Below are 20,218 nucleotides of genomic sequence, written 5' to 3' on the forward strand. Positions count from 1 at the left end.
ATGACACAGCCCCGCGCCCCTGAAGGCGCGCTCCCGTGAGCCCGCTCAGACGGATCAACCGCAGCAGCCGCCTCCGCAGCACCCGCCGCCTCCACCGGCGGACGGGGCCGGGGCCGACTTGGCAGAGCCTCCCACGGCCACCGTGGAGAGCAGCTTCACCGTGTCGGCGTGGCCTGCGGGGCAGGTTGCCGGGGCGGAGGACTCGGCCATGGGGCGGCTGAGCTCGAATGTGTCGTCGCAGGGGCGGCAGCGGTACTCATAGCGAGGCATGGCCCAAGACTAAGCGGGCCGGCGGAAGCCGGGTGCGGTACAGCGCTCCTTTCAGGGGCGCTGGGCTGTGACATGGTGCGGCTCCGCGGCGATGAGGGCCCCTGTTCATGGGGTCCCCCTGCTTGAGCGAAGCCGAGAACATGGGGGAGTGCCCGGCCGCAGCCGGCCCGCACCCAAACACCCGCCCCCCGACCCCCGCGGAGCGACGTGCCTGGGGCCGGAGGCCCGTCCGCCTCCGGCCCCAGGGGGCAGACCTCCGGGCCGGGCCACCGCCGCGGCCCGGCCCGGAGGGGTCAAATTCGCCCGCAGCTCGGCGTCGTCCGGGGCACCGTCGGGCAGGCAGAGCGCGAGCTCGCCCGCCTCGTCGTCGCCGACCGCGCCCGCCCAGCGCACCTCGTGCCCGAGCCCATGGGGTTCCTCTCGGGCTCATAGAGACCAGGTTCGTGGAGACCGGATTCCTGGGGCTCGGGTTCGTGGGGATCAGGGGTGGTCGCGCAGGGACAGGTCGAGGAGTTCGAGCACGGCCATGTACGCGCCGTCCACATCGCCCTCCCGTACGCAGCGGACGACCTCGGCGTGCGCCGGTACCGGGTCCTCCTGACCGTGGGCGCGCCCGTGCCGGCCCCGAGCCACGAGCGCGGGCACGATCACCCGGCGCAGCTGGACGAAGAACCGGTTGTGCGAGGCGCTGAGAAGCGCGGTGTGGAACGAGGTGTCGGCCCGCACGGCGAGTACGGGATCGCTCCCGGCCGCCCGCATGGCGTCGAGCGCGTCGTCCAGGGCGGCCAGATCCTCGTCCGTGCGGTGCTCGGCGGCGAGGGAGGCGGCGGCCGGCTCGATCGCGCGGCGCAGTTCGAGGACGTCGGCGAAGAAGTCGTGCGGCGCCCCGGCGGCCAGCTTCCAGCGCAGGACGTCGCTGTCGAGCAGATTCCAGTCCGCGCGGGGCCGTACGAACGTGCCCCGCTTCTGACGCGCGTCCAGCAGCCCCTTCGCGGTGAGCACCTTGACGGCCTCGCGCAGCACGGTCTGGCTGACCCCCAACTCGGCCATGAGCGCGGGCAGTTCGAGGGTGTCGCCCTCGTCGTACGTACCGTCGAAGATCTTCAGGGCCAGGCCCTCGACGGCGGTCCGGTGGACCCCGCGCCCGATGTAGGCGGCCTCGCTCACGTGGTGCACTCCCTCGCTCGGCCCGACCTCGACGTCGGTCAATGCTTACCCTTGGCGAGGTAAAGAGTTGCACAAGTGCTGATTAATTACCAATTAATCGCGACGGCTGGCGTGGTCGGGCTCGGGCAGAGCGGGCATGGCCGCGCCCGGGAGCTTCAGGCATCCCGGGCGCGGCCGCGGCGCCGTAACCGGCTCAAAGATCGTCGGCGTGCTCGTGGCGCGCCTTCCAGTACGGGTTGTCGTGCGGCAGGAAGCCGGTGACCCGCCCGTACATCCCGAACACCATCAGGAGCAGCCCGACCACGAAGCTGAACAGCACGTTCTGCATCTTGAAGGCCAGGAAGTTGTGCGAGGTGTCGAGCAGCGCGAGGTTCACGAACCCGCTGATCAGGAACAGGATGCCGAGCGTGATGTTGAGCGTCGACGCGAAGTTGCCGCCCTTGACCATTCCGTACAGGAGCAGCACACCGACGACGATGGACAGCACGCTCAGCGCGCCGTTGGTGTTCAGCCCGGCGACCCGGTCACCGCCGGTGTCGAAGAACCCGATCTGATGGACCAGTCCGAGAATGCCGAAGACCAGCAGAACGACCCCCATCGCCCCGGCGCCGAAGCGGTAGACGCGGTTGAGGCGGTGGTCGACCGGCAGATGCTCGTTGAGCGAGACCCGGCTGTGATGGAGGCGCTGCGAGATCGCGTGGGTGGCCATAGTGGGCCCTCCTCATCCCTATCGCTGTCCCTATCGGTGGGCACGCAGGGCGTACGTACTCCAGCATCCGCCCGCTGATGGCCCCTATCAACTCAGCGGGCTCGTGGGTGCGTGGGCGCATGCCGCCAGGGGCGCGGGGCGGTGTCATCGTGCGGCTCCGCCGCGTGGGCGCATGGTGCTGGGGGGAGCGGGGGAACTGCGCGAGCAACCACTCACGGTCCGCCCCCGAAGGGGCCGAGGCTCGGGCCGGCCGGCACTCGAATACCCGCCCCCCCGCGGAGCGCTCACGCTCCGTGCCCGAGCTCCTCCCGGATGCGGGACACCACATCCGCCACGGTCCGCCGCACGGCGTCCGTCTCCGTCAGGAAGTGCCAGTAGTCCGGGTGCCTGCCCTCCAGCGTGGCGATCGCCCGCTCCAGGCGGGCCACCGAATCGTCCAGGGGCCTTGCGTGACGGGGATCAGGGGTGTTGCGGCCGGACATCGCCAGGCGCTGGGCGTCGCGGATCGCGAACCGGGTGCGCTGGATCTCCTGCTGCGGGTCCTTCGCCACGGCGTTGAGCTTCTGCAGCCGGTCACCGGCGGCCGAGACGGCCTCGTCCGTGGAGTTGAGCAGCGCGCGCACCGTACTGAGCCGGGACGTCGCATCCGCCCAGCGCTGCTCCTCGCGCGCCTTGGCCGCCTCCTTGAGCTTCTCCTCCGCCTGCCGTACGGAGACGGCGGCCTGCTCGGGCACCTGCTGGAGGTCCTGCCAGCAGGCGGCGGCGAAGCGGCGGCGCAGTTCGCTGAGCACCGGGTCGACCCCGCCGGCCCGGGTGGTGAGCGCCTGGGCGCGGGTGCGCAGGGATACGAGCCGGCGGTCGATCTCGGCGGCCTTCGCGGGCAGCTGCTCGGCCTCGGCCCTTACGGCCTCGGCGTCGCGCAGCACCCGGTCGGCGCGCTGGAGCGTCTCGGGCACGCCGTGCCGCCCGGCGCCCTCGTTGAGCTTGGTCAGCTCCGGCCCGAGGGCGGCGAGCCGCGCCGCGAGTTCGTCGGCGCGCAGGCCCGAGGCGCGTACCGCGTCAAGGGCGGTACTGGCGCCGAGCAGTGCGTGCCGGGCGCGCTCGACGGCGGGGGCGAGCCGGGCGAGCTGGGTCTCGGCGGTGTCGAGGAGCGGCCGCAGGTTCTGCTCGAAGCGGTCGAGCTCGCCCTTCACGCGGACGAGTTCGTCCTTGGCGGCGGTCAGTTCGGCCCGCGCCCGCGAGGCGACGGAGGCGTCGAGGTCGTCCCGGTCCAGGTCGTGGGCGTCGACGGCGTTGATGTACTGGTTGGAGACCTCGTCGATACGGCGCCCGAGGGCCGCGAAGTCGTCGACGGCGCGGCGGGCGCCGGGCGAGCTGTCGACGGCCGTGATCGTCTCGATGGAGATCCGCAGATCGCGCTGGGCGGTGTCGAGCTCGTAGAACGCGGCAGCCGCCGCGTCCTTGGCCGCCTGGGCGTCGGCGCGCAGGCTCTCGCCGCGCCCGCCGAACCAGCGGCGCGTACCGCCTCCGGCGAACGCGCCGGGCAGCACCGCGGCGCCGAGCACCACGGGGAACGCGATGAGCACCAGCACGTCCCGGACGGTGGCACCCGCTCTGCTGTACGGCCGCGCGTGTGTCGCCGTCACATCCCTCTCCCGTGCTGTGTCGCCCTGCCCGGTCCATTCTCCCACCTGGTAAGGACGAACACACCGGCCGGTTAGTTCATGGTTCCCCCTCTGATATCGGGGCCCTTTCTCGGCCCGGGCGGTTCAGCTGCCGAGGATGAAGGGGTCAGCTGTTGTGGACGCGGACCCGGCCGTTGTCGCTCCGCGCGGTGAGCAGATGCGTACTGGAGTCGGAGCGGCCCACGGTGACATCGACGCGGCCGTCGTCGGCGCGGGTGGCGACCTTGTACGTGTCCTTGGGTACGGCCAGGTCGACCCGGCCGTCGTCGCTGGTGGCCACCACGCTGTCCGGCACGGCGGCGAAGGCGAGCGCCACCCGGCCGTTGTCCGAACTGGCCCGCACGCTCTTGGCGCGGATCCCCTGTCCGTCGATGCGCCCGTCCTTGGACGTCAGGTCCAGCGGCCCGGAGGAGTCCTTGACGCTGATCCGCCCGTTGTCGGAGGCGATGACCAGCGGGGTGTCGAACCCGCTCGCCTCTACGCGCCCGTCGTCGTTGTGCACGGTGACCGCGACGCCGCGCGGGACCTTCACCTCGTGCCGGGCACTGCAGTTCTTGATCACCCCGCTGCACTTCACGCCGAGACTCAGCGTGCCGCCGCTGAGCCCCCAGCCGGCATCGGGCCCGTTGCCGAAGACGACCCACCCGTCGACCTGCCGCGAGACCTGGACGTCCGTCACATCGGCGGGCGTAACGAGGACGGTGGAGTGCCCGGCATCAATGGTCAGCGCCTTCCCACCGAAGGCGAAACTCTTGTGCTCGACGGGAGCGTCCGACGCGTCCGAACTCCCGCACCCCGCGAGCACGAAGCAGAGGCTCCCGGCCCCGACGGCAGCGACCAGCGCGGTGCGACAGCGAAATGCCATGGTGATCTTCCCCCGGTGACGTGGCGGTGCCCGTACCCCCACGGTACGAACCGCACCGCCCGAGCGCGCTGGAGCCTGCTACCGAAACAGGGGTGGTGCTACCCCCACCCCGGATCGGGTTTGCGGCGGCACCCCGTGGGCCATGTACGCTGTTCCCTCATCCACGGGTGTGTAGCTCAGGGGTAGAGCGCTGCTCTTACAAAGCAGATGTCGGCGGTTCGAAACCGTCCACGCCCACCAGATGTTTTGCGAAGGCCCCTCGCCGATCATGGCGGGGGGCCTTTGACGTCCTGATCCGACGCCATCAACGTTCATGGTCATCCACGCTCGGGCCGCCTCCTGAGCAGCCGGCCCATGCGGCTGACGGCCTCGCGCTGCGCGACAGCGGGCCGTACGTTCGCACCCACGACGGCCGACGCCTCAGCGACGCGAGCTGACCCCGGCCGGCCTCAGGCGTTCTCCCATACGGCCTTGCGACGGGCGACCTCGTACAGCTGCCGCACCTGTTCCGGCTGGAAGACTCCCGTGAGAGGGCCGAGCGCGGAGACCGCCCGCTCCTCATAGACCCGGACGTCGAGCAAGGTGGCGACCTTGTCCAGGCGGCGGATGTCGACGAACACCAGGACCGGTGTCACCGGGACCTCGAAGTCGCAGTAGCGCTCCAACACCCGCTGCACGCGCCTGGCTTCGGCACGACTCTTTCGCAGGTAGGGCTGAGGCCTGCCGTGATTGACCTTGACCACGTCGTCACCGACCCAGACATCCTTGTCGGGATGCCGCTTGGTGTTGATGCTGAACACTCCGCCGGGCCCGATGAGGAGATGATCGATATCGACCTCCCGCGGCAGCGGTACGGAGTGCAGCACGAACCAGCCGTCAACGGATAATCGCCGCAGCTCCCGCCCCACACGCTTCTCGCCGGCGAGCCCCTTGCGCCAGGAGTCCCACTCGGTCTTGCGGCGCAGAAGCAGGTCCACAAAGCGCTTCCAGGGTCCAGGTCCCTCGCTGCGGAGCTTGTCCCGCAAAGCCTTGCCCGGCGGCCAAAGGGCGAGATCGTCCTCCCGCCTGAGCTCTGGCAGAGGCCGCACATCGGGACGAGGTGGAGGAGCGGGTTCGGAAGCGGGAAGGTACTGAACGAGAGCCTCAGTAGCGGCAGTTCGATACTCCGCCCTCAGGATGGTGACCTTGCCGGTGTGCCGGTCGAGGAATGCGACGGCGACCCCGTTCGGCAGGTTCACATACAGCCGATCATGCCCGTACCGCTTCCAGACTGTGATCTTCAGATCGCTCACGCAAGCCCCCCCCCGGCGTCGACGTGCCACCCCCCCCAACCAACATGGCAACAGTCCTGGCCTGTCCCCACAAGACGACGTACGCGGTGGAACTTTCTCTACTTCATCAGGGCGGCTCGCTCCGCTCCCCGCGCGCGGCCCGGCCCCCGGCCGGGCCTGCGCTCCTGTCTCCGCCCCGCTCTGGCCCGGCCGGTGCCCGTGCCGCGCGGATGGCGACGAGCCACCTGATGTCAAAGAAGGGATACGTCGTGGCTGGGGCGGTCGCCTCCACGGCTTTAGGCAGCCACTTTGGTGCGAGCCTCGAAGATCATGGCCCCAGCGCCGTGCTTTACGGGCAGGTCCACAGACTGCCCGACGCGCCGGAAGCTTAAGGGGCCATGATCACTCGGGCCAAAGCAGCTCCAGCCTAAATCCGCTCCACCGACCGCGCGCTAATGGCGTCGCATCCCGGCTACTCGTCTACGGAGATAGGGGATACGTAGTTGGCGCGTGGACGATCCCCTTTACCATGCTCGTCGACTTCAAAAACGACGTGCACGCCAACGGGGTTAAGAGAGTCCCATTTCACGCCGTGCCCTTCTTGGACTGCCGCCCCCGGAAAAAACACATCGCTGGGATAGTCTGGGTGCGAGATGAAACCGTAAGTCCCGCGCCATGCCTTGACAATTCCGCGGGGCGGCACATCTGAACTACCGCCTAGTTTCGGCTTGGCCACATTCACCAAGTCCTCGCAAAGGCTCGACACTTCTTCACTGATGCCTGATAGGCGATACAGCCCGCCGACCCGACCGGGAAAGTGACGCCAGGCAGCGCAGCGCTCAAACAGGACAGCATGACGCTTCACCCCTTTCAGGATACGGACCGAATCATTATCGAAAGCGTGCGGGAACAGGCCGAGTTCGCCAATCGATCGCAGGAAAGCATTCGCGCTCTCAAGAAGCATTTCGGCTAGTCGTTGATCCCAGGCCCCGGAGTCCAGCTCCTTAATTCCTTGAGAGAACCCTGCCGACGCCTTATGAGCCGCTTCTACGGGCCGCCGATCATCGTCAAGTAGCGACTCAGACCACCTGCGCCAAGAATCGACGAGACTGGTGAGGATGATCAGTCGAAGCCTTCCTCGACCAGTCATGTTTTCCAGAGCCCATTCAAGGTGAATCTGGGACTCTTCGTAATTGCGGGCCCACAGATTGATTTTGCCCAGTAGCTGTGCGGTGTCAGCAGTTTGAAAGTGCCTATGTGCTGACTCGGCCAGAGGTAGGGCAGCGTCCACGTCGTGGCCGCGCCCGGCAAGGTGCCCCGCAAAGTAGTAGGAGATCACAGCAGTACCGGACTCGTCAGCCTTACGCAAGGCCGAGCGGTAAAGGGAGCTAGCCTGGTCGATTTGGTCGTTTTGGGAGAGGATGAAGGCTTCCACACGATCTACCTCCCAGAACTCGGGATTCAGCGCCCGGGCACGCGTGAGATAACTCTGAGCACGGCCGATTGACCCCGCGCGCGACTGCGCCAACGCGAGCCGCAGCAGATGGGCTGTGGGCTCGTCATGCGGCGAACGAACCCTTACAACGTTGGGGGCGAGTTGACGCTTACTCTCATCCGTACGGCGCTGCTCCTCTGAGCGCTTGAATTCCTGCTCTCGCAGCAGTGTCCTGCTGATGTCAGTTTTTGGCGGCGGCGCGACTCGACGCAGGAAGTGTTGAGCCGCTTCAGTTATCTGAACTCGTGAAATCAACTCGTCATCGGGATCTGGCTTCTGGCTTACCAGCGAACCCGCGCTTAGCTCCTTAACTGCCAGGTTCAGGGCATCGATTGGGGAGTCGGTCAGGACTGCCAGCTCGTCAAATGTCGAAGATCGATCGAGAGCAAAGAGAACGGACAGGATAGCTTTTGGCGTTTCAGTCAGGGCGTCAAAGACCGACCGGACACAGAAGTCGATCAACTCGTCCTGATCGGTCAAAGTGGGATGAGGCTCTCGCCCGGATTCAACGGAAAGGACGTACCATCGAATGGCCAAAGGGCTGAAGCGCAGCCGAGTGACAATCTGCTCGACAGTTTCCTGTTTCAGGCGTGCCAAGAATTCAGCCCGCCCTCCGCGCACTCTGGCAAACGACCTGAAGAGCGTCTGCGCGTCTTTCTTTTCCAATGGGGGGAGAGGGATGCGGCGCTCGATTTGCCCCACGCCGATCCTGCTCGTCATGAGATAAGTGACGTTATCGGGGAGCGTTTCATATAACGTTACGATTTCGCTACCGCTAACGGTTTCGAGGTTGTCGATGATAAGTAGAGTCTCAATACCTTGGAGAGCTTCGGCTAGCTCTTCAGCGCCGCCCCTGAAGTCGTCTGCTAGCACCTTACCCAAGGTCTGAGTGGCGCCTGTGATATCGCGTACTGCGCCTGCAATCTCAACGACTCCGTTAGCCGTTAGCCGCTCCGTCTTCAACGAAGTCCAGAGAATGCACTCGTAAGGGGAATCCGGGTTGTCAAGGAGTGAATAAGCTACGTCAGAAGCGAGAGCTGTCTTACCGATTCCACCTTCTCCCGTAATAGTGATCATTGGCTCGCGGCGTCTCAAAAGGTGCTTCACTATGACGCTACACGCCTGAGATCTTCCGATAAGGCCAGTGTCGTCGTAATCGAATGGCGGAAGGTTGTGGAGAATTCGGTCAGAGTAGCGCCGATCTGCTCCATTGAACGCTGGCTCCCATTCCGGATCAGCACTCAACCTGTCCAAGGTGTCGCGCATTGTTGGCCAGAATCGGCTCTTAAATTCTCGACATGCGCTTACCGCCTTCTCGGCGTCACCAGCTTGTAGTGGACGGCCGTGCATAACGCGGTTGCGGATCGGCACCAGGGTGTCCATCCGTGGCGTGCCGAGGCGCAATTCCCGGGCCAGTTCCACAGGGAGCGCTTCCCGATGGCGGTTCAGAATGTCGTACGCCTCACGCATGTCGAGGTATTCGACAATCGAGAGCTCGTCGTCAGTGGCGTCAGCGTGACGGCGTTCAGCTGCCCGGACGTAGCTGTCGCCCAGCGCCTCGGTCTCACCCATGTGGTCGAGGATGAACCGCAGGATCATCTGCCGTACGTCAGATTCGAACGAGTCCACGAGGACGTAAAGTCGTGCACGCGTCATGCGAGTGTGAAGCAAGGGACCCCCCTCAGCCATATAGCTCTCAGGCTAAGTGAAGAATGACGCCATGTCAGGCGAGTCGTCGCAGGAAGGACAGGAACTTGCGGCACGCAGAGTGCATGGGGTCGCACGCCCCGAGCGTTGCGTCACAGACCTCTAGCCAACCTAGCGAGCACCAGTGACAGAAGCCCCCTGGGTCGGTCCAGCGGCTGGCGGCACGGCACCGCTGCTGTGAGAACGGTGGGGCATGCCAGGCTGCCAGCTCGTGCGGGAGCCTCGTCTGCGTGCTCAGGCGACATCAAGTCTCGACGCGGATGCTCACGACCGAACCACAAGTGCACCGGATCGCGCGGGGAACCGCGGGGAACCACAGAGAATGCAACCGGGCCTGATGACGCCTCACCTCAGCTGTTCGCCCGGGTCAGCGCCCACACCTGCCGCGCGTGATCGCAGCTTCCCAAGCTCATGGCATGGACGTGCGCCATTGTGCTCCGATCGAGGCATGTTCACGCCTTCCCTCCCGCCAGGCGATAGGCCACGGTGCCTAGAGCTTCAGGCACTGCCGGACACGACCGGAGGGGGGAAGCAACATGGCGAAGTGCGGAGCGCCGACCAAGACGGGGGGACGGTGCCAACGGATGGTGGTGACGGGAACCTCTCGTTGCCCCGTCCATCAAGGTCCGTGGTCCGTGTATGGCGTCGCCCAGCGCAAGGAGAAGGAAGCCAAGGAGAAGAAGCGCAAGATTCGCAAGAAGCGCTAGACGAGTAGTTCCGTTGTGGCTCAGTGGTCGTAGGCGATGAGTGACCTGGTGATGGGTGCGTCGATGGTGCGGTTGTGCCAGATGGCGCAGGTCATCGCCAGGATCCGCTGGGCCACGCGGACGCCGACGCCTTCGATGGTGCGTCCGCCGTGCTGTTCGGGGTCGAGCTGGCCTTTGAGGGTGTCGTTGACCGACTTGATCAGCTGCCGCACCGGTCTTGAGCAGGGATTCTCCCGGCCGTGGGGTGCCGCGGTTGCGGTAGGAGGGCCGCAGCAGGTGGATGCCGTGGGCGGCCGGGAAGCGGTCAAGTTCGGCGGCGGTGTAGCCCTTGTCCGCCAGGATGAGCAGGCCGGGACGGTCGGCGGGCAGGTGCGGTTCGTTGTCGATGAGGGCGGCCAGGACCTGTCGTTCGTCGGGCTTGGGGTCGGCCGGGGCCCAGGTGACGGGCAGCCCGCCGGGGTGCATACCAGGTGCAGCTTCAGGCCCCAGTAGAAGCGGGAGTGGGAGCGGCAGTAGCCGTAGTTGGCCCAGCCGGCCAGGTCGGAGCGTTTGACGGTCTCGCGGGAGCGGGCGCATTCAACGGGGGTGGAGTCCACGATCCACAGGTTGTCCAGCCAGAGGTCGGTGTCGGTGGCCAGGGACCGGATCGTCTGGCTGACCAGGGGCAGAGCCGCCCGTAGGCGCTTGTTGTAGGCCGGGCGCTGGGGCAGGTACGGGAACATCCCGTGCAGGTGGGCGTGGGCGAAGCGCAGCCAGCGGGCCTCGCAGTGAAAGCCGGGGATGGCCTGGGCCACCGCTGGTGTCACCAGTTCCGCCTGGGTCAGCCGAGGCGGTCGTCCGCGCCGTCGCAGGGTCTTCAGACGGTCATCGACATGCACGTACAGTGCCGTCAAGAGGGTGTCCAAATCGGTCGTCACAACCCGATGTTGGACACCCTCCCCACGTCTGAGAACCCAGCAATCGGAACTACTCGTCTAGCTCCGACCGACATCCACGCGTGACATCAACGGCGCCGGACGAAGGTAGCCACAGGCCGCCCGGAGCGGCCGCCACGATCGTGCGGTAGCGCTACCGAACCGTAGCCTGGTCGAACTTACAAAGCAGATGTCGGCGGTCCGAAACCGTCCACCCCCACCAGCGATGTTGTGCGAAGGCCCTGGTCCGGCAGTTGTTCTGCCGGACCAGGGCCTTCGGTTTTCGTGTGCGGCAGTGGGCGGCCCCGGCCGCCTCTTCGGCCGGCCGGGGTGTTGAGCGTCAGGCGTCGGTCTGCGGCACGAGGAAGCCCCGTGCCGGGCGGCGGTCCTCGGGGTCCTGTTGTGCTCGTTGCCAGTTCTCAACGAGCTCGGCGTACCGGGGGTCCGTCCACTCCTCCCGCTCCTCGTTCTCCATGGCTACCTCCTGACGCACAGGCTAGGTGTATTGACTCGCAGGGTTGTTGACGCGGGTGATGGGCGGGTGTCCGTCGAGTGCGGTGTGGCAGCGGTGGTGGTTGTAGGTGTGGAGGAAGTCTGTCAGGGCCGCTGTCCGCTCGTCGTTTGAGGTGTAGGGCCGCAGGTAGGCCCACTCGTCCAGCAGGGTGCGGTTGAAGCGTTCGACCTTGCCGTTGGTCTGCGGCCGGTAAGCGCGCGTGAGTTTGCCGGTCGCGCCGAGGTCGGTAAGGACGGCTTTCCAGGCCAGGCCCTTGCGGTAGGCCCTCGCATTGTCCGTCAGGACCCGCTCGATGCGGGGGATGCCCTGGCTGTGGAAGAACGCGGCCGCGCGGGTGAGGAAGCCCGCGCAGGTCGCGACCTTCTCGTCAGGGTGGACCTCGCTGTAGGCCAGGCGGGAGTGGTCGTCGACGGCGGAGTGGATGTAGTCGAAGCCCATGGCGGAGCGGGTTGCCCGGCCGGCCTGACGGCCCAGGGTCTTGTGGCCGCCGCCGTCGGGGATCCGGCCGAGTTTCTTGACGTCGACGTGGATCAGCTCGCCTGGGCGGTCGCGTTCGTAGCGGCGGATCACGGTGCCGGTCGGGCGGTCGAGCCAGGAAAGCCGGTTCAGCCGGTGGCGGGTGAGGATCCGGTGCACAGTGGATGCGGGCAGTCCCACGATCGGGCCGATCCGGGCGGGCCCGAGCTTGCGGGTCCGCCGCAGGCCACAGACCCGCTCTTCCAGTGCGGCCGGTGTCCGGTGCGGGGTTGTGGCCGGTCTGCTGGGCCGGTCGGCCAGGCCCGCGTCGCCTTCGGTCTTCCAACGTCGGACCCATTTGTGGGCTGTGGGCCGGGATATGCCCATCTCGGCCGCCACATGCGCGACAGGACGGCCGGAACGGACACGTTCGACCAGCAGCCGTCTGCCGTGCATGGTCAGGCGGGCATTACGGTGGGACACGAAGACCTCCGTGCGTGGTGTGGAGCCTAGACACCTCCACCACACCGGAGGTCTTCGCCATGATCAAGATCAACCAGCGTTAACAACGCTCGTGATCAATACAGCTAGGCGCTACGGCCACTCGGGCTTGGGCATTGGGCGAATCGCACACGTCGGAGCGTGCTGGCACTTCGCCGCGACCGGGACGAGTTCGTCACCGGGGCCCCGCCAGAGTTCCGCGTCGATGGTCCCTCCCGCTGCCTCTATGAGGGCGCGGGTTCGGTCGAGGATGTCCGGGTCGTAGTGCGTCGGGTCGTAGCCGGGGCAGTGGTGCACGTAGGCGCCGAACCGCTCGCAGAGCCGCATGTACTCGAACGTGCGGGTCAGGAGGGCGTGCCAGCCTTCGTCCACGACGCGCGAGGGCGCGGTGTAGGCGTCCGGGTTCTGCGCGGAGGCGATGACGAAGAGCACGGCTTGGTCGGTGATCCTGACGGCCAAGTCCGCGGCCATGCCAGGGTTGTTGTCGACGATGGCGCGGACGACGCTGTTGTACGTGTCGGCGCCGAGGAGGGTCTGCGGGTCGAGCTGGGTGGTACTCATGTGATGCCTCCGCTCGGTGAGTCGAGGTGCATGGCCCCGTTCCGGCCGGGTTCTGCCAGGGAGTGTTCGGCCGGGCGGGGAGTCAGCCGGTTCGCCGCCGGCATGCCGGGTCGCCCTTGACATGCCGGTAGTCGTCGGCCCTGGCTCCGCTCGAAGCGGCCAGATGACTCTCGCCCGCGACTTTGATGGCGGCGCCCTCGATGGGCTGGTCACAGCAGACACAGAACTTCGTGCCGTTCATTGCCGTCATGGCACCTGCTCCGTCTGCTCGGTGGTCTCGTGGCGAGTTCACTGCTTCACCCGGTTTCTTCATGGGGGGTGTGAGTGAAGGTAGGGGCAGATCCCGGCAGTGACCCGAACACGGAGTTCCGGTGAGCTGTGTGTTCGGGTGGATCAGGTGATGCCGAGGCGTTCGGCGAGGCTGACGATCTGGCGCCGGTATGTGGGCCGTACTCGCCCGCGCAAGTTGGTGACAAGGGCGATCGCCATCGGATTGCGGGAGAGGTCTTCGGGCGAGAGTTCCTCCAGGGCGAGGAGGTGTACGAAGACCGCCGCGTCGTCCTGCCGCATGGCATAGCAGCGGGCGACTTCCAGGGTGAACGTGAACTGCCGCTCCCTGCTAGGCAGGGCGGCGGTGTCGATCCCGTCCGCGACACGCAGCGCTTCGGCGGATTCACCGGCCAGCATCTCGATGCTGAGCGCGTGCAGAGCAACATTCGTGGGCCCGAAAACGGTGCGTTGCACGTTCCCCTCCCCGGCCTTCTTCGAGAGAGGGGCAGCTTTCTCCGTCAGGCGTTCACGTGCCTCCCACCACTGGTGGCGGCGAGCCATGGCGACGGCGGCGACGAGTTCCAGGGCGCCTTGCATGGCGCTGATCTGCGGGGTTTTCGTCTCGCGGCTGAGCCGATCGATGGCGTGCAGTGCGATGTCGGCCGCTTCTTCGGCGGCCCCGTCACGTGGGTCGGACAGCAGGACATGGCCCAGATTCCAGGACGCGGTGCCGAGGCGCAGGGGGTCGTCCGCGTCCTCGGCAGCGCGGATGGCCCGGTCCGCGACCATCAGAGACAGGTCCAGGCGTCCGGTGCGGCGGCAGTAGGATCGCAGCAGCCCATACAAGTCGGCGGCGGTGCGCAGGACTTCACGCCGCGCTTCCGCGTCGTTGCCCGCCCGGTGGACGCGTACCGCGTGTTCGACGTCCTCGATGAGGGCGGGCAGTACGGCGGCCACGTCGGTGAAACGGGTTTCCGAGGTCTGCCAGATCCGCCAGGCCTGCTCGACTCCATCGCGCAGTGTCGCGGGCTCCGCCGGCTGACTGGAGCGGGTCGGGCAGTAACCCATGAGGGCGCGGGTGACCGCCGGGTCGATGGCCAGGACCGCAGGCTCGACGGCCAGGGCCGGAAGTTCGGGCGGGTTGTGTTCGGTGAGGAGCGCGGAGACAGGTACGTCGAGGGCGGCGGCAAGCCGGGAGAGCACGGTTGCGGACGGAGTGCGCTTGCCGTGTTCGATGAGGGACAAGTAGCGCTCGCTGATGCCGCTCAGCCCGGCGATGGCTGCCTGTGTGCGGTTACCGTTCTTGATGCGGTAGTACGCGATTCGCCCACCGATCGGGAGTCTCGGTGAGTCCATTTCCGCGCCGGTCCCTTCCCGTGTGCTGGGTCTTGCCGTCAGCCTAGGGCGATTGGTGGCGTTCGGGCGCAGATCGTGCCCATTCGTGTTGCTCTCATTGCCTGTGAAATACGGCCAGTTGGGAAGGGCGGGCATGGTGCTGGTGCTATGGGACATCGACCACACGTTGATCTCGACGCGTGGGGTGGGCCGGGAACTGTCGGCAGCGGCCTTCCTTCGGGTGACGGGGCGGCCGATGCGGGAGCAGGCGAGGATTGACGGGCTGACGGAGCCGGTCATCTTCCGGGAGACCGCGAGGCTTCACGGGCTGGTCACCGGGCGGGCCGAATTCGAAGCCTTCGCCCATGCCCTGACCGAGGAGCACCGAAAACGGTCGACTGAGCTGCGCGAGCGGGGCCACGCCCTGCCCGGGGCAGCCGCAGCGCTCACAGCGCTCGAGGCGGCCGGAGCGACCCAGACGGTGGTGTCCGGGAACGTTCGCGCCGTATCCGAGATCAAGTTGCACGTGTTCGGGCTCGACCGGCATATCCGTTGGGATCTCGGGGCCTACGGGGGAGACGACGACGTCCGCGCCCAATTGGTGCGGCTCGCCCTGGAGCGCTCCGCGACACGAGCGGCGGAAGCGGTGCTGATCGGCGATACGCCGGCCGATGTCGAGGCGGGGCTCGCGAACGGAGTGCGGGTCGTCGCTGTGGCTACAGGGCGGAGCAGCGAGGCGGACCTGAGCGCCGCCGGGCCGTTCGCGGTTCTGCCCGATCTGCGTGACACGGAGCAGCTGGTGAAGCTTGTCACCAGCGCCGCCACCTAGCTGTGACGTGCTGAGCTGCCGAGTCGACCGGAACGCCGCGCACGGATACGGACTCGCTTGTGAAGCGGAGGCCCCGGCGGCACGCTGCGCGCACTTTCAGTACAGCCATGCCGCTCATGGCGACCCTCCCCGTCCAGCGACAAAATAGGGGGCACGCCCGCATTCAGCGGGAAGCCCCGTCGGGGTGCGGACGGGGCTTCTCGGCCGGGGCCGCAGCGCGCTCGGGGATGCGCTCGGCGCCGGAGTTCCGGCGGGTCAGGAGCGGGGAGGACGCCGCCGGATGGCTGAGGTTACGCCTGTGGTTGGCTGAAACGTAACCCCTGTGCAGGATGAGGTCCCGGCGGATTCACGGGGCGCCGGGAGGCTGTTGGTTCGGGTGCGGTGCCGTGCGTTTCTGGTGTGTGGTGAGGGAGGGGGGCGGGGCATGGTTGTGAAGCGGCGGCTGCGGACCGCCTATCGCCGTGCACTTGCGGCGGAGCCCAGTTACGCCGAGGTCGGGGTGACGGAAGGCCCCGTGCTGCCCGGCGGATACCGGACCTTTCGGCGGCGGATTCTCGTCGGGTACGGGCAGGACACCTTCGAGCGGGCCGGGGCGCACGTGCTGGCCTGGGGTGCGCAGCGCGGGGCCGGGTTCGGGGTGTACCCCGAAGGGCCCGCCGTGCCCGGCGGGACCGCGCTCGTCGTTCTGCGGCTGCCGAGGTTGCCGTTCCCGCGCCTCGTCATCCCGTGCCGCGTCGTGTGGAGCGTACGGGCCGCCGAGCGCATCGGGTTCGCCTACGGCACCCTCCCCGGGCACCCCGAGTGCGGCGAGGAGTCGTTCGTCGTGGGGCGCGAGCCCGATGGGCTCGTCTGGTTCGAAGTCGCTGCCTTCTCGCGGCCCGCTCGCTGGTATGCCCGGGCCGGCGGGCCCCTCACACGGCTGCTCCAGGACCTGGTCACCCGGCGCTATCTCGTGTCGGTGGCCGCCGCCGTCCGCCGGGGAACGTAGGCGGGGTGTGCCTCGTCTCCCGAGGAGGAGATCTCCCGGGGAGGACATCTTCCGAGAGGGGTGTCTTCCGAGGGGGGCGTCTTCCCAGGGGGACGCCTGCCGACTCCCAGGGGATGCCTTCCGAGGCGGGCGGCCCCCTGGCCGGCACCTCCCGAAGAGGCGCGTACAGGAGACGGTGGCACACTGGCCGCTCGTTCGGTGACGGGGAAGGGAAGCTGGTCGTGGCGATGATGCGGAATCTGCGGAGGGCGGTGCGCCGCGCCTACCGGCGGACCGTCGACCTCAGCCATCCGGCGCGCTCTCCCCTGGGGAGCGCCGTCGTCAACTGTGCGGTGTACGCCGGCGGAGTGCGGCAGAAGGACGACTGCCCCGTCGACGAGGCGCTGCGGCGAGTGCGCAAACTGGGCGACGGAGCCTTCGTGTGGGTCGGGCTGTACGAGCCGGCCCAGGAGGAGTTCGCCGGGCTCGCCGAGCTGTTCGGGCTGCACCCGCTGGCCGTCGAGGACGCGGTGACCGCCCACCAGCGCCCCAAGGTCGTGCCGTACGACGACATCCTGTTCTCGGTCTTCAAGACGTGCCGGTACGTCGAGCACGAGGAGCTCACCGCCAGCAGCGAGGTGGTGGACACCGGCGAGCTGATGGTGTTCACCGGAGCCGACTTCGTCATCACCGTGCGGCACGGCATGCACGGCTCGCTCGGCCCGCTGCGGGAGGAGCTGGAGCAGGAGCGCGAGCAGCTCGCCAAGGGCCCCTCCGCGGTGCTGCACGCCATCGCTGACCATGTCGTCGACGAGTACCTCGCCGTCGCCGACGCGATGCAGAGCGACATGGACGCGGTCGAGACGGCCGTGTTCGCCGAGAACGCCGGACGCGGCGACGCGGGCCGGATCTACCAGCTCAAGCGCGAACTCCTCGAACTGAAGAGGGCGGTGGCCCCGCTGGACCGGCCGCTGCAGAAGCTCGCCGGTGAGGCGGTGCCCTCCGTCGCCGCCGAGGTCAGGCCGTACTTCCGCGACGTGGCCGACCACCTGCTGCGTACCACCGAACAGATCGCCGCCTTCGACGGGCTGCTCGACTCCATCCTCCAGGCCCACCTCGCCCAGGTCACGGTGGCCCAGAACGAGGACATGCGGAAGATCACCGCGTGGGCGGCCATCGTCGCCGTGCCGACCATGGTGTGCGGCATCTACGGCATGAACTTCGACAACATGCCCGAACTGCACTGGCGTTACGGCTACTTCATGGCGCTCGGGCTCATGGCGGCGGCCTGTTTCGTCATCCATCGAGGGTTTCGGCGCAACGGCTGGCTCTAGCCGGTCAGCAGTTGCGCCGCTCGGTCAGTCGCGCCGCTCGGTCAGTCGCGGTGGCGGGAGAACAGGCCCTGGCGTTCGCGCCGGTAGCGGCGCTCCCAGCGGTCCATCCGGTCCCGGCGGGCACGGTAGGCGCGGTAGTCGGAGTCCATGCGGCCGGCCCCGCCGCCGCCCCCGCCGCCCGAGCCGGAGGCCGGACCTCCGCCGGGGCGGCGCCAGACGGTGAGCAGTACGGCCACGACGGCCACCCAGAAGATGATGCTGCCGAGGCTGAGGCCGAATCCGTACAGGATCAGAGCGAGAAGGATCATCCAGAGGATCATGGTGGGTCCTTGAGGGACGGATCGGGGGCTTCCCCTGGCCCCCGGTTCAAGCCACCAAGTTACTCCGCAACAGGGGGAGTTGACCCCTGAGTTAATCGGCGGAGAACACGGCCACCTCTGTCGGGAACCCCGGCCGTCATCCGTCGGGAACCCCGGACGCCGCCCTCAGCCCGCCGCGCGGCGGCTCTCCCCGAGGCCGCGCAGGCGCTCCATCTCGCGCCGGTCGCGCTTGGTCGGCCGGCCGAGCCCCCGGTCCCGTACGCCGGCCGCGAGGGCGTCCGCGCGGGCGGGCGGCGGCGGGCTGTTGTCGATGTACGCCTCGACCGCGACCGGGGCGCCGACCCGCTTGCGCAGCAGCGTGACGACCTTGACGATCCGCTCCCGGCCGTCCATGCGCAGCCGCACCTCGTCGCCCACCTTGACCTGGTGGGCGGCCTTCACGCGCTCGCCGTTGACCTGGACGTGGCCGGCCCGGCAGGCCGTGCCCGCCTGGGAGCGCGTCTTGGTGAGCCGGACCGACCAGATCCAGCTGTCGACGCGTACGGGGCCGGTATGGGTGCCGTTCGCTGCTTCCGCCATGCCTCCGACTCTAGACGGATCGCCCGGCGGAACCTCGCGCATTTCTGACGCGGACCGGCAGGACGGGCGGGCCGGGGCCGTTGTCGGTGGTGTCGGTCACACTGGGGGCATGTGCAGAAGTATCAAGACGCTGAGGCCGCCGGCCATGCCGGAGGAGGCCACCGACGACGACATCAGGGCCGCCGCCCTGCAGTACGTACGCAAGGTGTCCGGCTTCCGGGCGCCCGCCGCGCACAACCGGGAAGTGTTCGAGCGTGCGGTGGACGAGATAGCCGAGGCCACGCGCGAGCTGCTCGCCGGTCTTGAGGTGCGGGGAGCGGCCGCGAGGAAGCCCGCGTAGTCCGGGCGCTGTGCGTGCCGGGAAGGCCGGCCCGGGTCGGGGCGTGTGCCCCGGTCAGGACGCCGAGGCCGTCGCCGGTTCCGGGCGCTTCATGACGTACGCCGCGAGGCCGCCCGCCGCGAACAGGGCGAGCACGGACACCGCCGTGCCCAGCCAGGTCGCGCCCAGCCACTGCCCGCCGAAGTAACCGAGCCCCACGCTGTACGTCGCCCAGGCCACGCCCGCGAGGGCCGACCAGGGCAGGAACTCCCGGATCTTGCGGTGCGCCGCGCCCGCGCCCAGCGAGACGACGGAGCGCCCGGCGGGGGCGAACCGCGCGATGACGACGAGACCGCCACCGCCCCGGCTGAGCGCGATGCCGAGTCGTTCCTGCGCCCGGGTCAGGCGGCGGGAGCGGGCGATCGCGCGCTCCAGGCGGGCCCCGCCGCGCCGCGCGAGGCGGTACGCGACCAGGTCGCCAAGGACGGACGCGGTCGCCGCGCACGCGGCAAGGGCGAACAGATCGGCGTGCCCGGTCTGGGTGGCGGCGCCGGCCCCGGCGGACCCGGCCGCCGTGGTCGCCGCCGTGATCACGAGCACACCGCTGGGCAGCACGGGAAGGAACACGTCGAGCAGCACGGAGAGCGTGACCACGGCGTAGATCCAGGGGCTGGACGTCAGCGCCCCCACACTCTCCAGCACGTTCGCTCCTCTGCGGCTTCATCGGTTCCCCGGGACCCGGAATACCGCGGTGTCGCGGGGAAGCGGCAGGGGCGGCGGTACAGCCGTACAGCGTACGCCGGGGTCTCTGTGCGTTTCTTCCAGGGGTGGGTGGTGTTGCGGCACAGGGAAGGTCGAGCGGGTCGTGATCGCCGGGAGAGGCCACCGTGAAGCCGGCGGATGGCGGCATGCCGCTGCCCGGAGTTCGGCGGCTGAACTCCGGGCAGCGGGGCGGGTGTTGGCCGCAGGAACCTCAGGCGGTGACGGTCTCGCGCTGGGTGTCGGAGGCCGGCTTGGCGGTGCGGCGGGCGCCGAGCAGCTGGTCGAGCGCGAGCGCTCCGGGACCGGTGAAGACGAGCAGCAGGAACGCCCAGCAGTACATCGCGGAGGCCTCGCCGCCGTTCTGCAGCGGGAGCAGCGCGTTGGACTGGTGGACGCTGAAGTACGCGTACGCCATCGAGCCGGACGAGACAAGGGCCGCCGGGCGGGTGAAGAGGCCGGTCAGGACCAGTATGCCGCCGGCGAGCTGGATCACCGCGGCGTACCAGCCGGGCCAGGTGCCCGCGGGGATCGAGCCGCCGCCCATCGCGCCGCCGAAGACGCCGAACAGGGAGGCTGCGCCGTGGCAGGCGAAGAGGAGGCCGATGACGATGCGGAACAGGGCGAGCGCGTACGGACGCGCGCGCTCGGTGTCGAGCGTGGGGGAAGCCATGGGGGGCTCCT

Annotated in this window: 20 protein-coding genes, 1 tRNA gene and 1 pseudogene; 5 read left to right on the top strand and 17 right to left on the bottom strand. The window is 68.3% G+C overall.

Features of this window, described 5'->3' with window-relative positions:
• Positions 1-54: 54 nt before the first annotated feature.
• From ACSHXC_RS26965 to ACSHXC_RS26985, 5 genes are all read right to left on the bottom strand, one after another.
• On the bottom strand, positions 55-270 hold the full coding sequence (locus tag ACSHXC_RS26965; protein WP_438294064.1) for an FmdB family zinc ribbon protein: 216 nt from the start codon (positions 268-270) through the stop codon (positions 55-57).
• A 480-nt stretch (positions 271-750) separates the two neighbouring features.
• Positions 751-1,479 carry a FadR/GntR family transcriptional regulator gene (locus ACSHXC_RS26970; protein WP_438294065.1) on the bottom strand — a complete coding sequence of 243 codons (729 nt, stop codon included), beginning with the start codon at positions 1,477-1,479 and terminating at the stop codon, positions 751-753.
• Between the two features lie 151 nt (positions 1,480-1,630).
• Positions 1,631-2,146: a DUF4383 domain-containing protein gene (locus ACSHXC_RS26975; protein WP_438294066.1), complete on the bottom strand. Its 516-nt coding sequence runs from the start codon at positions 2,144-2,146 to the stop codon at positions 1,631-1,633.
• 284 nt (positions 2,147-2,430) lie between these two features.
• Positions 2,431-3,792, bottom strand: coding sequence for a hypothetical protein (locus ACSHXC_RS26980; RefSeq protein ID WP_438294067.1), 1,362 nt, complete (start codon positions 3,790-3,792; stop codon positions 2,431-2,433).
• A gap of 145 nt (positions 3,793-3,937) precedes the next feature.
• The gene (locus ACSHXC_RS26985) at positions 3,938-4,696 is read right to left on the bottom strand and encodes a DUF4097 family beta strand repeat-containing protein (protein ID WP_438294068.1); all 759 of its coding nucleotides are present in this window, start codon (positions 4,694-4,696) and stop codon (positions 3,938-3,940) included.
• A gap of 165 nt (positions 4,697-4,861) precedes the next feature.
• On the opposite strand from ACSHXC_RS26985, the gene ACSHXC_RS26990 reads away from it, so the two are divergent.
• Positions 4,862-4,936, top strand: a tRNA-Val gene (locus tag ACSHXC_RS26990).
• 209 nt (positions 4,937-5,145) lie between these two features.
• On the opposite strand, the gene ACSHXC_RS26995 is transcribed toward ACSHXC_RS26990, so the two are convergent.
• The 8 genes and pseudogenes from ACSHXC_RS26995 to ACSHXC_RS27030 all read right to left on the bottom strand — a co-directional run bounded on the left by ACSHXC_RS26995 (position 5,146) and on the right by ACSHXC_RS27030 (position 14,448).
• A complete protein-coding gene (locus ACSHXC_RS26995; RefSeq protein ID WP_438294069.1) occupies positions 5,146-5,988 on the bottom strand; it encodes a nuclease-related domain-containing protein in 843 nt (280 codons plus the stop codon).
• Between the two features lie 451 nt (positions 5,989-6,439).
• A complete protein-coding gene (locus tag ACSHXC_RS27000) occupies positions 6,440-9,034 on the bottom strand; it encodes an NB-ARC domain-containing protein (protein WP_438294070.1) in 2,595 nt (864 codons plus the stop codon).
• An 862-nt stretch (positions 9,035-9,896) separates the two neighbouring features.
• Positions 9,897-10,793 (bottom strand): annotated as a pseudogene (locus ACSHXC_RS27005) (IS982 family transposase).
• Positions 10,794-11,130: 337 nt separating this feature from the next.
• Complete coding sequence (locus ACSHXC_RS27010) at positions 11,131-11,265, bottom strand: hypothetical protein (protein WP_438294071.1); 135 nt, start codon at positions 11,263-11,265, stop codon at positions 11,131-11,133.
• Between the two features lie 21 nt (positions 11,266-11,286).
• Complete coding sequence (locus ACSHXC_RS27015; RefSeq protein ID WP_438294072.1) at positions 11,287-12,243, bottom strand: IS481 family transposase; 957 nt, start codon at positions 12,241-12,243, stop codon at positions 11,287-11,289.
• A gap of 111 nt (positions 12,244-12,354) precedes the next feature.
• The gene (locus ACSHXC_RS27020) at positions 12,355-12,822 is read right to left on the bottom strand and encodes a hypothetical protein (RefSeq protein WP_438294073.1); all 468 of its coding nucleotides are present in this window, start codon (positions 12,820-12,822) and stop codon (positions 12,355-12,357) included.
• Positions 12,823-12,904: 82 nt separating this feature from the next.
• Positions 12,905-13,072 (bottom strand): hypothetical protein, encoded by a 168-nt coding sequence (locus ACSHXC_RS27025; RefSeq protein WP_438294074.1) that lies wholly within the window; start codon positions 13,070-13,072, stop codon positions 12,905-12,907.
• Between the two features lie 143 nt (positions 13,073-13,215).
• Complete coding sequence (locus tag ACSHXC_RS27030) at positions 13,216-14,448, bottom strand: helix-turn-helix domain-containing protein (RefSeq protein WP_438294075.1); 1,233 nt, start codon at positions 14,446-14,448, stop codon at positions 13,216-13,218.
• A 133-nt stretch (positions 14,449-14,581) separates the two neighbouring features.
• Here ACSHXC_RS27030 and ACSHXC_RS27035 point away from each other — a divergent pair, with 133 nt between their 5' ends.
• The 3 genes from ACSHXC_RS27035 (at position 14,582) to corA (ending at position 17,557) form a co-directional block, all read left to right on the top strand.
• On the top strand, positions 14,582-15,256 hold the full coding sequence (locus ACSHXC_RS27035; RefSeq protein WP_438294076.1) for an HAD family hydrolase: 675 nt from the start codon (positions 14,582-14,584) through the stop codon (positions 15,254-15,256).
• Positions 15,257-15,680: 424 nt separating this feature from the next.
• Positions 15,681-16,244 (top strand): DUF1990 family protein, encoded by a 564-nt coding sequence (locus ACSHXC_RS27040; protein WP_438294077.1) that lies wholly within the window; start codon positions 15,681-15,683, stop codon positions 16,242-16,244.
• 227 nt (positions 16,245-16,471) lie between these two features.
• Positions 16,472-17,557 carry a magnesium/cobalt transporter CorA gene (corA, locus tag ACSHXC_RS27045; RefSeq protein ID WP_438296853.1) on the top strand — a complete coding sequence of 362 codons (1,086 nt, stop codon included), beginning with the start codon at positions 16,472-16,474 and terminating at the stop codon, positions 17,555-17,557.
• A 41-nt stretch (positions 17,558-17,598) separates the two neighbouring features.
• Here corA and ACSHXC_RS27050 read toward each other — a convergent pair whose 3' ends face one another.
• Entirely contained in the window at positions 17,599-17,865 is a 267-nt protein-coding gene (locus ACSHXC_RS27050; protein WP_386103331.1) for a hypothetical protein, read from the bottom strand.
• A 177-nt stretch (positions 17,866-18,042) separates the two neighbouring features.
• Positions 18,043-18,456 carry an RNA-binding S4 domain-containing protein gene (locus ACSHXC_RS27055; RefSeq protein ID WP_438294078.1) on the bottom strand — a complete coding sequence of 138 codons (414 nt, stop codon included), beginning with the start codon at positions 18,454-18,456 and terminating at the stop codon, positions 18,043-18,045.
• Between the two features lie 109 nt (positions 18,457-18,565).
• Here ACSHXC_RS27055 and ACSHXC_RS27060 point away from each other — a divergent pair, with 109 nt between their 5' ends.
• On the top strand, positions 18,566-18,796 hold the full coding sequence (locus ACSHXC_RS27060; RefSeq protein WP_344377528.1) for a DUF2277 domain-containing protein: 231 nt from the start codon (positions 18,566-18,568) through the stop codon (positions 18,794-18,796).
• A gap of 54 nt (positions 18,797-18,850) precedes the next feature.
• On the opposite strand, the gene ACSHXC_RS27065 is transcribed toward ACSHXC_RS27060, so the two are convergent.
• Both ACSHXC_RS27065 and ACSHXC_RS27070 read right to left on the bottom strand, forming a co-directional pair.
• Positions 18,851-19,477 carry a DedA family protein gene (locus ACSHXC_RS27065; protein ID WP_438294079.1) on the bottom strand — a complete coding sequence of 209 codons (627 nt, stop codon included), beginning with the start codon at positions 19,475-19,477 and terminating at the stop codon, positions 18,851-18,853.
• Positions 19,478-19,748: 271 nt separating this feature from the next.
• Positions 19,749-20,207 carry a DoxX family protein gene (locus ACSHXC_RS27070; RefSeq protein WP_438294080.1) on the bottom strand — a complete coding sequence of 153 codons (459 nt, stop codon included), beginning with the start codon at positions 20,205-20,207 and terminating at the stop codon, positions 19,749-19,751.
• Between the last annotated feature and the right edge of the window lie 11 nt (positions 20,208-20,218).

The organism is Streptomyces sp. HUAS TT7, from assembly GCF_051550175.1.
Lineage (GTDB): Bacteria > Actinomycetota > Actinomycetes > Streptomycetales > Streptomycetaceae > Streptomyces.